This is a genomic window from Methylobacterium sp. XJLW, assembly GCF_003254375.1.
Lineage (GTDB): Bacteria > Pseudomonadota > Alphaproteobacteria > Rhizobiales > Beijerinckiaceae > Methylobacterium > Methylobacterium fujisawaense.
In genome coordinates, this window is the sequence record NZ_CP016429.1 from 3126659 (window position 1) to 3141411 (window position 14753).

At 69.3% G+C, this 14753-nt stretch carries 12 protein-coding genes; 10 read left to right on the plus strand and 2 right to left on the minus strand.

The window, feature by feature from the left end; all coding sequences use genetic code 11:
• The first annotated feature begins 8 nt into the window (after positions 1–8).
• The 8 genes from A3862_RS14515 (at position 9) to lpxB (ending at position 10494) form a co-directional block, all read left to right on the plus strand.
• On the plus strand, positions 9–1619 hold the full coding sequence (locus tag A3862_RS14515) for a DHA2 family efflux MFS transporter permease subunit (RefSeq protein WP_205782341.1): 1611 nt from the start codon (positions 9–11) through the stop codon (positions 1617–1619).
• A gap of 166 nt (positions 1620–1785) precedes the next feature.
• Positions 1786–2940, plus strand: a complete 1155-nt coding sequence (gene rseP / locus A3862_RS14520; RefSeq protein WP_111473673.1) for an RIP metalloprotease RseP — start codon at positions 1786–1788, stop codon at positions 2938–2940.
• A gap of 420 nt (positions 2941–3360) precedes the next feature.
• Complete coding sequence (bamA, locus tag A3862_RS14525; protein ID WP_053609505.1) at positions 3361–5931, plus strand: outer membrane protein assembly factor BamA; 2571 nt, start codon at positions 3361–3363, stop codon at positions 5929–5931.
• A 50-nt stretch (positions 5932–5981) separates the two neighbouring features.
• Positions 5982–7043 (plus strand): UDP-3-O-(3-hydroxymyristoyl)glucosamine N-acyltransferase, encoded by a 1062-nt coding sequence (gene lpxD, locus A3862_RS14530; protein WP_111473674.1) that lies wholly within the window; start codon positions 5982–5984, stop codon positions 7041–7043.
• 109 nt (positions 7044–7152) lie between these two features.
• Positions 7153–7629, plus strand: coding sequence for a 3-hydroxyacyl-ACP dehydratase FabZ (gene fabZ / locus A3862_RS14535; protein ID WP_043351216.1), 477 nt, complete (start codon positions 7153–7155; stop codon positions 7627–7629).
• Entirely contained in the window at positions 7626–8444 is an 819-nt protein-coding gene (gene lpxA, locus A3862_RS14540) for an acyl-ACP--UDP-N-acetylglucosamine O-acyltransferase (protein ID WP_043351218.1), read from the plus strand. The genes fabZ and lpxA overlap by 4 nt, the downstream gene beginning before the upstream one ends.
• An 11-nt stretch (positions 8445–8455) precedes the next feature.
• Positions 8456–9319 carry an LpxI family protein gene (locus A3862_RS14545; protein WP_043758790.1) on the plus strand — a complete coding sequence of 288 codons (864 nt, stop codon included), beginning with the start codon at positions 8456–8458 and terminating at the stop codon, positions 9317–9319.
• The gene (lpxB, locus tag A3862_RS14550) at positions 9316–10494 is read left to right on the plus strand and encodes a lipid-A-disaccharide synthase (RefSeq protein ID WP_043758788.1); all 1179 of its coding nucleotides are present in this window, start codon (positions 9316–9318) and stop codon (positions 10492–10494) included. Before A3862_RS14545 ends, lpxB begins: the two co-directional genes overlap by 4 nt.
• Positions 10495–10503: 9 nt before the next feature.
• Here lpxB and A3862_RS14555 read toward each other — a convergent pair whose 3' ends face one another.
• Positions 10504–11178, minus strand: a complete 675-nt coding sequence (locus A3862_RS14555; RefSeq protein ID WP_111473675.1) for a peptidase inhibitor family I36 protein — start codon at positions 11176–11178, stop codon at positions 10504–10506.
• Positions 11179–11200: 22 nt separating this feature from the next.
• On the minus strand, positions 11201–11833 hold the full coding sequence (locus A3862_RS14560) for a 2OG-Fe(II) oxygenase (RefSeq protein ID WP_043758786.1): 633 nt from the start codon (positions 11831–11833) through the stop codon (positions 11201–11203).
• A 290-nt stretch (positions 11834–12123) separates the two neighbouring features.
• Here A3862_RS14560 and A3862_RS14565 point away from each other — a divergent pair, with 290 nt between their 5' ends.
• Entirely contained in the window at positions 12124–12441 is a 318-nt protein-coding gene (locus A3862_RS14565; protein ID WP_043758785.1) for a hypothetical protein, read from the plus strand.
• A 149-nt stretch (positions 12442–12590) separates the two neighbouring features.
• On the plus strand, positions 12591–14702 hold the full coding sequence (locus tag A3862_RS14570) for an ABC transporter ATP-binding protein/permease (RefSeq protein WP_043382818.1): 2112 nt from the start codon (positions 12591–12593) through the stop codon (positions 14700–14702).
• Positions 14703–14753: the final 51 nt, after the last annotated feature.

Sequence of the window (14753 nt, forward strand, 5' to 3'; positions counted from 1 at the left end):
GACCCGCGATGGCCGCCAGTGCCGCCACCTCCGCGGGCGATGCCGCCGCCCCGACGCGCGGCGTGACGGCTCGCGCCGCTGAGCCGCCCCTCGACCGCCGCCGCATGGTGGCGTTCGTCTGCATGGTCTTCGGGATGTTCATGGCGATCCTGGACATCCAGATCGTCTCGGCCTCCCTGAACGAGATCCAGGCCGGCCTCTCGGCCTCCGGCGACGAGATCCCCTGGGTCCAGACCAGCTACCTGATCGCCGAGGTCATCTCGATCCCGCTCTCCGGCACCCTGTCGCGGGTGCTCTCGACGCGCTGGATGTTCGCCATCTCGGCGGGCGGCTTCACCCTGATGAGCCTGATGTGCGCCACCTCCTCGTCGATCGGCGAGATGATCGTCTGGCGGGCGCTCCAGGGCTTCATCGGCGGTGGCATGATCCCCACCGTGTTCGCGGCGGCCTTCACGATCTTCCCGCCCTCGAAGCGGACCATCGTGTCGCCGATGATCGGGCTCGTGGCGACGCTGGCGCCGACGATCGGCCCGACGGTGGGCGGCTATCTCACCGATCTCATGTCGTGGCACTGGCTGTTCCTGATCAACGTCGTGCCGGGCATCTTCGTGACCGTCTCGACCTGGATCCTGGTCGATTTCGACGAGCCCAATTACGGCCTGATCAAATCGTTCGACTGGGCCGGTCTCGCCTTCATGGCCGGCTTCCTCGGCTGCCTGGAATACGTGCTGGAGGAGGGGCCGAACCACGATTGGCTGCAGGACGAGGCGGTGTTCGCCTGCGCGGTCATCTGCGGAACCTCGGCGCTGCTGTTCTTCTGGCGGGTCTTCACGGCGAAGCAGCCGATCGTCGATCTGAGGGCCTTCTCGGACCGGAACTTCGCCAGTGGGTGCGTGGCGAGCTTCGTCCTGGGCATCGGGCTCTACGGGCTGACCTACATCTATCCGGTCTATCTGGCCCGGGTGCGCGGCTACTCGGCGCTGATGATCGGCGAGACGATGTTCGTCTCCGGCCTGTGCATGTTCGCCACCGCCCCCATCGCCGGCCGGCTTTCGGGCAAGGTCGATCCCCGCATCATGATGGGGATCGGCTTCGTCGGCTTCGCCTGCGGCACGTGGATCGTCACCGGCCTGACCAAGGACTGGGACTTCTACGAGCTGCTCCTGCCCCAGATCCTGCGTGGCTGCTCGCTGATGCTGTGCATGATCCCGATCAACAACATCGCGCTCGGGACGCTGCCGCCGGCGCGGATGAAGAACGCGTCGGGGCTGTTCAACCTGACCCGTAACCTCGGTGGCGCGGTCGGCCTCGCGCTGATCAACACGATCCTCAACGACCGGTGGGACCTCCATCTCGCGCGGCTGCACGAGCGCTTCACCTGGGCGAACACGGCCGCCCTGGAGCGCCTCGATACGATGCAGCGCGGCTTCGAGGCCTATGGAAGTGCCGCGTCGGGCATGGCGCTGAAGGCGATGACCAACACCGTGCGGATCCAGGGCCTGGTCATGGCCTTCGAGGATGTATTCCTGGCGCTGACGGTACTGTTCCTGGTGATGGCCTGCGCCGTTCCCATGATCCGGCGGCCCCAGGCCGGTGCGGGTGGCAGGGCCGGCCACTGACGGGTTGCCCCGATCCCGGGCGGTCGGCGGGTGCGGAATCGGACCGCGCGTGCGACCTTCCGCAGCCGCCCCGCAGGATTGCGTTGGCGGTCGGACCCGCCGATCTGCTAGACAGGGCGGATGGCCGGCCCGAGAAGCCGGCGCCGAGACGGCCAGGATACGGCGTATGGACTTCCTCAACGCGATGGGCGGAACCGCCGGCGGCTTCTTTGGCGCAGTGATTCCGTTCCTATTCGTGCTCACCGTCGTGGTGTTCGTGCACGAGATGGGCCACTTCCTGGTCGGGCGCTGGTGCGGGGTCGGGGTTCACGCCTTCTCGCTCGGCTTCGGCCCCGAGCTGTTCGGCTTCAACGACCGCCGCGGCACCCGCTGGAAGCTCTGCGCCATCCCCCTCGGCGGCTACGTGAAGTTCCACGGCGACGTGAACGGCGCCAGCATGCCCGATCCCGAGGCCGTCGCCCGGATGAGCCCGCAGGAGCGGGCGATCAGCTTCCCGACCCAGCCCGTGTCCAAGCGCGCGGCGATCGTCGCCGCCGGCCCTGTGGCGAACTTCATCCTGGCGATCCTGCTCTTCGCCGGCGCGATCTGGCTGGGCGGCCGCTACGAGCTGCCCGCCCGGGTCTCGTCGGTGGAGCCGAACAGCGTCGCCGCCCAGACCGGCTTCCAGCCCGGCGACGTGATCACCGCCATCGACGGCGAGAAGATCGGCGACTTCAACGCCATGTACCGCACGGTGACCGGCAGCGCCGGGACGCCGCTGACCTTCACGGTGGAGCGCAACGACCAGCCCATCACGATCCAGGCGACGCCCGCCACCTTTGAGGAGAAGACGCCGTTCGGCCGCCACCGGATCGGCCGGCTCGGCATCCGGTCGCCCGCGGGCTCGGAGGCCCGCCTCGTGACTTACGGGGCGCTCGATTCGCTCAATCTCGGCGTGAAGGAGACCTACTTCGTCGTCGAGCGCACCTTCTCGTATCTCGGCAAGCTCGTCACCGGCCGGGAATCCGCCGACCAGCTCTCGGGTCCGATCGGCATCGCCCGCGTCTCCGGCGAGGTCGCCAAGACCGGCGGCGTCGGCGGTCTGGTCGGGCTCATCGCGCTGCTCTCCGTCTCGATCGGCCTGCTCAACCTGTTCCCCGTGCCGTTGCTCGATGGCGGACACCTGCTGTTCTACGCCTTCGAGGTGGTGCGCGGCCGTCCGCTGAGCGAGCGGGCCCAGGAGATCGGATTCCGTATCGGTCTCGCCCTGGTGCTGATGCTGATGCTGTTCGCCGCCTGGAACGACATCCTCAATCTCGGCGCCTCCTGGCGGAACACCTGATTGGGGGCCGGCGGGGTCCTGTGATTCCGCCGGATCTCCACCGGAAAGGCTGCCCCAATCCCGCCGCGGTCTCGCCCGGACGCCGCCCGGATGGCACCGCTCCGACGGGGTGAAACCGGGTTAAGATCCTGTTCACGGGATCGCGATCGGGTCTGAAAACCTCCGACAGTCCAGACATTTACGTGGCGTTCACCACGATCTGCGGTTTGTCTTCATGCTGACCGCACCGTTAAGTGGCGCGAAGGCCACGACCCCCCAAAATCCCCTGACGATGGCCTCCCGCGCGTTTGCTTGGCTGGGGAATCCCGGTAAGAGCTACGCTTGGACCGAAGCCACGCTTGGACCAGGTGACGGGACGGCCGATCAACGGTCGCCTGTGACGGGCTAACCCCCGCGACCAGAACAGAAACGGGCGATTGCATGATGTCGTTGACGGGGAAGCCCCGACGTAAGTCGGTGCGGAAAACCATCGTCCTAGTCACTGCGGGTCTTGGCGTTGTCCTGAGCGGGGCCGCCCAGGCGCAGCAGATCGTCGTCCAGGGCAACCAGCGCGTCGATGCCGACACGATCCGGTCCTACGTGACCGGGACGGCGTCCGGCTCCGCCGAGGAGGCCCGCCGCAACCTCCTCGCGAGCGGGATGTTCTCCGACGTGAAGGTCGCCCAGTCGGGTGGCCGCACGGTGGTGACGGTCCGCGAGAACAACCTGATCAACCGCGTTGTCTTCGAGGGCAACAAGAAGGTCGAGAAGGCGACCCTCGAGGGGATCGTCGAGGCCAAGGCCCGCGGCCCGTACAGCGAGGCGATCATCAACGCCGACCTCGCCCGCATCCGCGACGTCTACAAGCGCTTCGGGCGCGGCACCGCCAAGGTGACCTACCGGACGGTCGACCTGCCCAACGGCCGCGTCGACGTGATCTACCAGATCGACGAGGGCGATAAGACCGGCATCCTCTCGATCAACTTCGTCGGCAACAACGCCTACTCGGAGCGGACGCTGAAGGGGCTGATGAGCTCCTCGGAGATGAACTTCCTGTCGTTCATCAAGACCTCCGACGTCTACGATCCCGACCGCATCACCAACGACCTCGACCAAGTCCGCCGCTACTACCTGAAGAACGGCTACGCCGACTTCCAGGTGGTCAGCGCCGACGCGCGCTACGTCGAGGGCGACAAGTCCGGCTACGTCATCACCATCACGGTGAACGAGGGCGAGCAGTACAAGGTCGGCGCGGTCCAGGTGGATTCGCGTCTGCCGGGCCTCGACACCACGAAGCTCGACACCGACATCGCCACCTCCGTGGGCGACATCTACAACGCCGACGACGTCGAGAAGACGCTCAACAACGTCACCCGCGAGGTCAACCGCGCCGGCTACCCCTTCGCGCAGGTTCGCCCGACCGGGCAGCGCGATCCGGCCAGCCATCAGGTCTCCCTGGGCTTCGTGGTCGAGGACGGCCCGCACGTCTACGTCGAGCGCATCAACATCCGCGGCAACACCCGGACCCGCGACTACGTCATCCGTCGCGAGCTCGATATCGCCGAGGGCGACGCCTACAACCGCGTGCTGACCGACCGCGCCGAGCGGCGCCTGAACGGTCTCGGCTTCTTCAAGAAGGTCCGCTTCTCCAACGAGCCGGGCTCGGCCCCGGACCGCGTGGTCATCAACATCGACGTTGAGGATCAGCCCACGGGTTCGTTCTCGGTGGCGGGCGGCTACTCCACCCAGGACGGCATCATCGGCGAGGTCTCGGTCTCCGAGTCGAACTTCCTCGGCCGCGGCCAGTACGTCCGCTTGGCCGGTACGGGTGGCCAGTACTCGCGCGGCGTCGACTTCTCGTTCACCGAGCCGTACTTCCTCGGCTACCGGCTGGCAGCGGGCTTCGACGCCTTCTACAAGTACTCCGACCTGACCCGGTACTCGCGCTACGAGACCACGGTGTATGGCGGCCAGCTCCGCCTCGGCCTGCCGATCACCGAGGAGTTCGGCATCACGCTGCGCTACTCGCTGTACAACACCGAGCTGAAGGTCCCGAACACCCTCAAGCGGCCGTACAACGACTGCTCGATCCCGATCCCGGGCTACACCGCCACCTACGCGGCGGGCACGATCGACCCGAATACGGGCCGGAACATCGGCGGCCAGTCGATCTACCCGAACTGCGCGTATGACGGCGAAGCCTCGATCGCCATCAAGGGTTCGCAGGGCAACACGCTGACCTCGCTGGCCGGCCTGACGCTCGCCTACTCGACACTCGACGTGATCGGCGCGCCCCGCAACGGCCTCTACGCCGAGCTGAAGCCCGACGTCGCCGGCCTGGGTGGCGACTCCAAGTTCTTCCGCGTGACGGCCGATGCGCGGTACTACAAGGAGATCTTCGAGGACGTCGTCGGCTTCATCCGCTTCCAGGGCGGCCACATCTCGTCGCTCAACAACGACCCGCTGCGGGTGACCGACCAGTTCTTCCTCGGCCCGTCGCTGGTCCGCGGCTTCGCGCCGAACGGCATCGGTCCGCGCGACGTCGGCATCGCCGATGCCCGTTCGAACGCGATCGGCGGCTCCACCTATGTGGGCGGTACCCTCGAGGTGCAGTTCCCGCTCCCGGCCGTGCCGCGCGATCTAGGTCTGAAGGGCGCTCTGTTCGCCGATGCCGGCACGCTGTTCGGCTATCACGGCCAGCGGAACTTCAACGTGAACGGCGACGCCTTCATCAACGGCATCTCGCCGACGACCGGGAAGTGCAACTTCAACGCCTTCACGATCGGCGTGGAGCCGGAATGCGTGAACGTCCGCGACACGGCGGCGATCCGCTCCTCGATCGGTGCGTCCATCCTGTGGAACTCGCCGCTCGGCCCGATCCGGTTCGACTACGCCTACGCTCTGACGAAGGACGAGGGTGAGAAGGTGTTCGTCCCGGCCCTCGGCAAGTACGGCCATATCGGCAAGGATCAGACCCAGGCGTTCCGCTTCTCCGGCGGCTCGCGCTTCTGATAAAAGTTGCGCGCGCCGGCCGGATTGTCCCGGCCGGCGCGTTATTGAGCATGTCAGATCCCATCTTCTTCGCCGCCGCCGCCGATGGCCTCACCCTGGCCGAGATCGCGGCAGCCGCCGGCGCCAGCCTTCCCGACGGAGCGGATCCGGAACGCCGGTTCAGCGGCGCGGCCTCCCTGGAGAGCGCCGGTCCGGAACACCTCGCCTACATGGACAATGCCCGCTACGGCGACGCGCTCACCGCGACGCGAGCGGGGGTGTGTCTGGTCTCCCCCCGGTTCGCGGCGCGTTGTCCCGCAACCACCGTTGCCCTCGTCAGCCGCGATCCCTACCGCGCCTATGCGGCTTTGCTCGGCCGTCTGCATCCGGATGCCCTGCGTCCCGGCTCCCAGTTCGCCGTCCGCGGCGTCGCGTCCGGCGCCCATGTCCATCCGGAAGCCCGGCTCGAGGACGGCGTCACGGTCGATCCCGGCGCGGTCGTCGGGCCGGGTGCCGAGATCGGCGCAGGAACGGTGATCGGGCCGAATGCCGTGATCGGTCCCGGCGTCCGCATCGGGCGGGACTGTGCGATCGGCGCCGGTACCACGCTCAGCCACGCCCTCCTCGGGAACCGGGTGATCATCCACCCGGGTGCGCGCCTCGGCCAGGACGGGTTCGGCTTCGCCATGGGCGCCAGCCACCTCAAGGTCCCGCAGGTCGGGCGGGTGATCGTTCAGGACGATGTCGAGATCGGCGCCAACACCACGATCGACCGGGGCGCCTCGCGCGACACGGTGATCGGGGAGGGGACCAAGATCGATAATCTCGTGCAGATCGCCCACAACGTCGTGATCGGGCGGCACTGCGTCATCGTGTCGGGCGTCGGCATCTCGGGCTCGACCACCCTGGAGGATTACGTCGTCCTCGGCGGTCAGGTCGGCGTCGTCGGCCACCTGCGCATCGGCCGCGGTGCGCAGATCGCAGGCTCGTCCAACGTCAACCGCGACGTGCCGCCGGGCAGCCGCTGGGGCGGAACGCCCGCCAAGCCGGTCCGGGCCTGGTTCCGGGAGTTGACGACGCTGGCCCGCCTCGCCGAGCGCGGCGGCAAGGACCTGAGCGGCGAGGACACCTGACCGGGAAGGCCTTGCGCTTCCGGCGATTTCTTCCGAAGAGGGCGTTCGGCCCGCCAAGGGCGGCCGGATTGCAAGCCGCCCCGGGCGGCAAGTCGAGGTGCGGATTTCGATGAGTGAGGCGGCGCGCGAGACCGGCACCGAGCTGGGCATAGCCGATATCCAGACGTTGCTGGAATTGCTGCCACACCGTTACCCGTTCCTGATGGTGGATCGCATCGTCGAGATCGACCGGGACGAGTCCTGTGTCGGCATCAAGAACGTCACGGCGAACGAGCCGCAGTTCATGGGACACTTCCCGGACATGCCGGTCTTCCCGGGCGTGCTCCTGATCGAGGGCATGGCGCAGACGGCGGGCGCAATCTGCTGCCGCCACATCCGGGCGGACGGACGGAACACCAAGCAGGTGTTCTTCATGACCATCGACAAGTGCAAGTTCCGCAAGCCCGTCACCCCCGGCGACCAGGTGCGCTTCCACATGACGAAGCTGAATCAGCGCCGGACCATGTGGTGGTTCCGCGGCGAGGCCCGGGTCGACGGCAACCTCGTCGCCGAGGCCGAGATCAGCGCCATGCTGGTGACGGAGTGACCGCGCCGTTCATCCATGCGAGCGCCGTGATCGAGTCCGGCGCCCGGATCGGCGACGGGGCCCGGATCGGCCCCTTCTGCCATGTCGGCCCCGAGGTCGTGCTCGGGCCGGATTGCGAACTCATCAGTCACGTCGTCCTGGCGGGCCGCACCACGATCGGCCCCCGCACCCGGATCTTCCCCTTCGCGTCGATCGGCCACCAGCCGCAGGACCTGAAGTACCGGGGCGAGGCCTCGACCCTGACGATCGGCGCCGATTGCCTGATCCGCGAGGGCGTCACGATGAACCCGGGCACCAGCGGCGGCGGCCTGGAGACCGTGGTCGGCGATCACTGCACCTTCCTGGCGAATTCGCATGTCGGCCACGACTGCCGGGTCGGCGCGCATGTGATCTTCTCCAACAACGTGATGCTGGCGGGCCATTGCAGCGTCGGCGACTACGCGATCCTGGGTGGCGGCGCCGCCGTGATCCAGTTCGCGCGCGTCGGTGCGCACGCCTTCGTGGGCGGCCTGTCGGGCCTGGAGAACGACTGCATCCCGTACGGTATGGTGCTCGGCAACCGGGCCTACCTGTCGGGGCTCAACATCATCGGGCTGCAGCGCCGCGGCTTCGCCCGCGACGACATCCACGCCCTGCGGCGCGCCTACCGCCTGCTCTTCGCGCCCGAGGGCACGCTGATGGAGCGGGTGGAGGACGTGGCCGCGACCTTCGAATCCCACGCGGCGGTCCGCGAGATCCTCGACTTCATCCGCCTCGGCGGCAAGCGCTCGATCTGCACGCCGCGCGAGATCCCGACGCCCATCAGCGCCGCCTGAGCGGCCGGGCCGTGACCGAGGCCGATCCGCACCCCGAGGGGGCCCTGGTCCTGATCGCCGGGGCCGGCCGGCTGCCGGAACTCGTCGCCGAGTCGCTGCGCCGGGCGCGCCGGCCCTTCCGCGTGATCGCCCTGCGCGGTTTCACGGGGGCGACCCTGCGGGCCAGTGCCGACGCCACGGTCGACCTGCTCGACCTCGCCGCCACCCTGAAGCTTCTGCGGCGCTGGGGGCCGGCGGTCGTGGTACCGGCCGGCGGCGTCTCCCGGCCGAGCCCGGCCGCGATCCTCAATGCCGGAGCCGCCCTGCGCAACCGGGAGGCCCTGCGGGCGATCGCCGGCGGGGGCGACGACCGCCTCCTGCGCGCCGCCGTCACACTGGTGGAAGAGGACGGCCACAGGGTCGTGGGCGTCCACGAGGCCGCGCCGGACCTGCTCTGCCCGGAGGGCCCCATCGGGCGCCGGATTCCGGATGCCGAGGCGGCTGCCTCGATCCGCGCCGGGCGCGGGGTCCTCGACGCCCTCTCGCCCTACGATCTGGGACAGGCTGTGGCCCTGGCCGGCGACCGGATCCTGGCCGTGGAGGGGCCGGAGGGCACCGATCGCATGCTGGCTCGGGCGCGGGCCCTGGGGCGCCGTCCGTTCGGGTTCGGCCGGGCGATGCCTGCCACCGTGCTGGTGAAGGCCCCCAAGGTCGGCCAGGACCGTCGCATCGATCTCCCGGCCATCGGACCGCGCACCGTGCGCAACGCGGCCCAGGCAGGCTGCGTCGGCCTGGCGCTGGAGGCCGGCGGGACCCTGGTCATCGACCGCGTGGCCACGGCCGCGGAAGCCGACCGCCTCGGTCTCTTCGTCGTCGGCTACGGAGGGACGCCGTGACCGGCCGGCCCCGGACCATCTGGCTCGTGGCCGGCGAGGATTCCGGCGATCAGCTCGGCGCCAAGCTGATGCGGGCCCTGCGCGAGGCGGCGCCCGATGTGGTCTTCGGCGGCGTCGGCGGCGAGGCCATGGCGGAGGCGGGGTTCGCATCCCTATTCCCCCTCGATGACGTGGCGGTGATGGGCTATCTGCCGGTCCTCGCCCGGGCCCGGACCCTGCTCCGGCGCATCCGCGAAACCGTCTCGGCGGCGGTCGACGCCCGGCCGGACGTGCTGGTGATCATAGACAGTCCGGGTTTCACCCACGCGGTGGCGCGGCGGGTGCGCAAGGTGGCCCCCGGCATCCCGATCATCGATTACGTGTCGCCGAGCGTCTGGGCGTGGCGGCCCTGGCGGGCGAAGGGGATGCGACCGTTCATCGACCACGTCCTGGCCCTGCTGCCCTTCGAGCCGGACGCGCATCTGCGGCTCGGCGGGCCGCCCTGCACCTATGTCGGACACCCGCTGATCGAGCGCCTTCCGGAACTGCGGCCCACCGCATCCGAGCAGCGGCGGCGCGAGTCCGTTCCCTACAGCCTCGTGCTGCTGCCGGGGTCCCGCCGGTCCGAGATCGAGCGGCTGATGCCGGTCTTCGGTGCGGCGCTGGCGCGGGTGGCGGAAGGCCTCGCGGTCGAGGCGGTGCTGCCCGCCGTGACGCGTCACAGGGCGCTGATCGAGCGGCTTTCCGCGGAGTGGACGGTGCCCGTCCGCATCGTCACCGGCGAGGCGCCGAAATACGCCGCCTTCCGGGAGGCCCGGGCGGCGCTCGCCGCCTCCGGCACGGTCACGCTGGAACTCGCCCTCGCGGGCGTCCCGATGGTCGTCGCCTACAAGGTCTCGCGGGCGGAGGAATTCATCGCCCGCCGGCTGATCCAGGTCCCGAGCATCGTGCTGCCGAACCTGATCCTGGCTGAGAACGCCATGCCGGAATTCGTCCAGGCCGACTGCACGCCGGAGCGCCTGGCAGGCGCCATGTGGTCGCTCCTGGTAGGCGGTGCGGGCCGCGACGCACAGCTCGCTGCCCTCGCCCGGATCGACGGGCTGATGCGGCTCGCCGCGAATGACACGCCGAGCCGGGCCGCCGCGCGCATCGTCCTGCGCGCCGCAGAGCGCCACGCGTCCGATCCGAGGGCGTGACGGGGCCGCTCAGCCGGCGCGGCGACTGCAGCGGGTGTAGGTCGATGTCCCGCGATTACTCGACCACGTCAGGTGCTCGCCATCCACCAGCAGGCGGACCTGCGACGACCAGCGCCTGCCACGGTCGCTGCACTCGGCGGCGGCGACCCAGGCGCTGCCGACCCGTCGCATGTCGTGGAAGAGGCAGATCGTGCGGCCGGCGCGGGCGCGATCCTGCGTGATCGTGGCCGGGATGTAGCCCCGGCGCCGGGATCGGGTCCCGCAGGCTTCGGGGGTCGGCCCCCAGACGCCGACATACTCGGCCGCCACGGGGGCCGGGGCGGGGTGCGGCGCCGGACGGGCATTCGCCGCGGCGCCCGGCATCGCGGTGGCCGCCTGGGGCGGCGGCGGCGCCGTGGGCGCCGCCATGGCGGTCTGGCCGGGCGGATCTTCCGCAGGGGCACCCGGGTCGGGCGCGTCGAGCATCACGACCCGCCGCGCCGTGGCGCGCGGACCGGCGGCGCCCCCCGCGGAGGGGCTGGCCTCCGGCGCCGTCGGGCGAAACGGCAGGTCCTCGGTCAGGTAGGCCGCGCTGTAGGCGAACAGGCCGACCCAGCCGAGGACGAGGAGCGCCGGCAGGGCGAAGCGACGCCAGGAGCCGGAACGCGCCCCGCCGCCCGGATCCGCCAGCACGACCGCACCCATGGTCCGCCCCCTTCTCGTTCGATCAGCGGCCGAAGATACCCTTCAGGAACTGCGCCGTACGGTTGCGCTTGCGCTTGCGCTCCAGTTCCGATGCGTCCCTGAGCCACGCGACCTGCACGACCCGACGCTCGCCCTCGAAGGGCTCGTGGCCGTGCCAGGAATTCTCCGCCCGCAGGAAGGCGAACATCGTGCCCATGGTGGGCGGCACCTCGACCGCGAAGGGCTCGTAGTTGCGCCCGTCGTAGAGCACCCGCAGGCGCCCCGCGGCCGGGGCGTCCCAGGCGTCGTTCATGTAGACGAGCAGCGTCAGCACCTTCGACGGCCCGTCGGTGTGGATCGAGCCGTATTTGAGCTGGCTGCGCCGCATGATCGTGGTCAGACGCGGGCAGGAGACGAGGTCGATGCCGAACTTCTCCCCGAGGATCTTGGAGAAGGCGTCGCTCTCCAGCTCGTCGATCAGCGCCTTGAACCGGCCCTTCAGGGCGACCTCGTCGACCGTGAGGTAGCCGGGCTTGGCGATCTCGGGGAAGTCGCGGCGGATGTCGTCGATCGCGTCGGGCTTCAGGACGTTGCTGCCGAGCGTGTAGGCGTAGGGCTCGCGGGAAACGGGCGCGGCGCGCACGGCGGAGATGTCGAGGATCGAGAGAGCGGACATCGCTGGGTCCCTTGACTCCGGCGCCGGTCGGCCGGCACGCCGGGCGCCGGAGACGCGTGCCGGAGGGCCGGTCGAGCCATCGTGCCCGGGTCGCCGCGCAGGCGTCCACGATCACAAATCTAAAGCGGCTTTCGGCAATCCTGGAATCTCCTAATCCGCCGATTGCGGCGGTCCGACGGCGAAAGCGGCCCGGTGGCGCATTCCGGTGACAGTCTCGGGCGGTCCGCTTGTGCAGGATGGTGCCAGACCCGCGGGCTTTCTTCCCGGGTGCGTACCGGAACCCGTTCCCGATGAGGCCGTGGGCCCTCGCCTTGCTGTTCAGCCACCTCGCCGTCGTTGCGGTCGGGTTGGAGGCCCGTGCGCAGTCGCGGCCGCCCCGCGGCTCGATGACGGCCCGCATGACCTGCTCCGAGGCCATGGCCCTGGTGAGGAACGAGGGTGACGTCATCATCGCCGCCGGGTCGGCCCCGGAGCGTTTCGTGAGCAATCCCGGCCAATGCAGCGCCTCCGAGATCGCCGAGCTGCGCTTCGCCCCCACGCGCGACAACCCGCAATGCCCGATCGGCTATCATTGCCGCGAGCCGGGCTTCGAGGAGTGGAACTGGTAGCCGCGCCGACCGCGTAAATCGCCGCACCGTCGGAACGTGACCAAAGTTTCACGCGACAGCCTGGGGCAAGTGCCACTATCTGGCCATCAGCCGGGGTCAAGGCCGCCGGTGGCGTCCCCAGTGGGCGCACACGGATGGGGGATCGACGCGTGGCAGCACTCAGGACCGGACTGGGAATCCAGGCCGTGCTCACGGCTCTGGCCGCGCTGATCCTGCTGGCATTTCCCGGTATTCCGAGCCCGCCGCTCTATGTCTCGCTCGCCGGCTTCGCCATGGCGGGCATCCTGATCGCCGCGAACGGCATCTCGGCCTACCTGAAGGTCTTCGTCTCGGTTTACGGCGTCGGCTACCTGCTGCTGGCCGGATCGAAGACGATCGCCGCCATGGGCCTGCTGCCGCCGGTGATCGCGGCGCTTCTGCCGCCCGCCTTCGCCGCCACCGGTGCGGTGGTCTTCGCCGCCATCGTGCTCGGCATCTCGCATCTCGAGCCGATCCGGGCGATCACCAACATCGCCGACCCGTATTTCGCCAACCGCGACAAGCCCACCAAGGAGATCGGCCTGTTCCGCTGGTTCGGCACCACGGAGGGCCGGATCGGCCGCAACCTCGTGGCCCTGTCGATCTTCGTGAACTTCGCCGACGTTGCGCTGACGTTGCGGTTCAACTTCTTCTACCGCGACATCTACAACTCGCTTCAGGAATACGACGCGAACGCCTTCTGGTATCAGCTGCTCTGGGTGTTCGTGCCGCTGGCCACGCTGAACATCGCCATCGGCATGTTCGACCTGTTCGTGGATTCCTCGCTGCTGATCCGCTGGCGCACGTGGCTGACGCACAGCCTGTACGAGCGCTGGCTTGGCAACGGCACCCATTACCGGATCCCGTTCACCGACGAGGAGGCCGACAACCCGGACCAGCGCATCCAGGCCGACGTCAACAGCTTCATCGTGCAGACCACGACGCTGTCGATCCGGTTGCTGAGCCAGGCCGCGCAGCTCGTCTCGTTCATCGTGATCCTCTGGACCCTGTCGCGGGACTTCGTGGTGCCGTTCACCGACACGGTGATCCCGGGCTTCCTGGTCTGGCTGGTGATCGCCTACGCGGTGGTCGGCACGTGGCTCACCCACCTCATCGGCCGGCCGCTCATCGGGCTCGACTTCCGGCAGGAGCGGGTCGAGGCCGATTTCCGCTTCGCGCTGGCCCGCAACCGCATCTACTCCGAGCAGATCGCCCTGCTGCGCGGCGAGCGGGCGGAGGCCTCGCGGCTCTCGACGCTGTTCCACAGCGTCATCGACAACTACGTCGGGATCATCTTCCGCCGCATCAAGCTGATCGCCTTCACGTTCAGCTACCGGCAGGCGAGCGTGATCTTCCCGATGGTGCTGGCGGCCCCGTCCTTCTTCGCCAAGAAGATCACGCTGGGCGCCCTCCAGCAGACCTCGCAGGCCTTTAGCCAGGTGCAGAGTTCGCTGTCGTTCTTCGTGGATTCCTACACGACGCTCGCCGCCTACAAGGCCAACACCAACCGTCTCGGATCCTTCCGCCGGGCCATGACCAAGGCCGAGGCCCTCGAGGCCGCAGGCTACGGCTTGATCCAGGGCAACGAGAGCACGGGCGACGTCACCGCGCGCGGACTCGTCCTCGCCCTGCCGGACGGGCGCCCGATCGTGACCGCCGACACGCTGACCCTGCCGCGGGGCGGCGCGACCCTGGTCACGGGTCCCTCCGGCTCGGGCAAGTCGACCCTGTTCCGCGCGATCGCTGGGATCTGGCCGTTCGGCAAGGGCCGGGTCGACGTGCCCGCCGGGCAGTCGGCGCTGGTGCTGCCGCAGCGGCCTTACATCCCCCAGGGGACACTGCGTGGCGCCGTGGTCTACCCGAACACGACCGATCAGTTCTCGGACGCGGCGATCAAGGATGCGCTGACGGCCGCCCAGCTGCCGCACTTGGTCGACCACCTCGACCAGACCGACACCTGGGAGCGGCGGCTGTCGGGGGGCGAGCAGCAGCGGCTGGCCATCGCCCGTGCGCTTCTGTCCAAGCCGGAATGGCTGTTCCTCGACGAGGCGACGGCCTCGCTCGACGAACCCTCCGAGGCGGCCCTCTACCGGATGCTGCGCGAGCGCCTGCCCGGGACGACGATCGTGTCGATCGGCCACCGCTCGACGCTGGACGCGTTCCACGAGCGGCGCATCACGCTGGAGCCGGAGGGCGGTGTGTTCGTGCCGCGGGCGCGGCGGGAGGCGTTGCCGGCGGAGTAGCGGGCGGCGCCGCAGCGCGCCTTCGGCGGAAGAGGGCTGCGAGCCTAAACG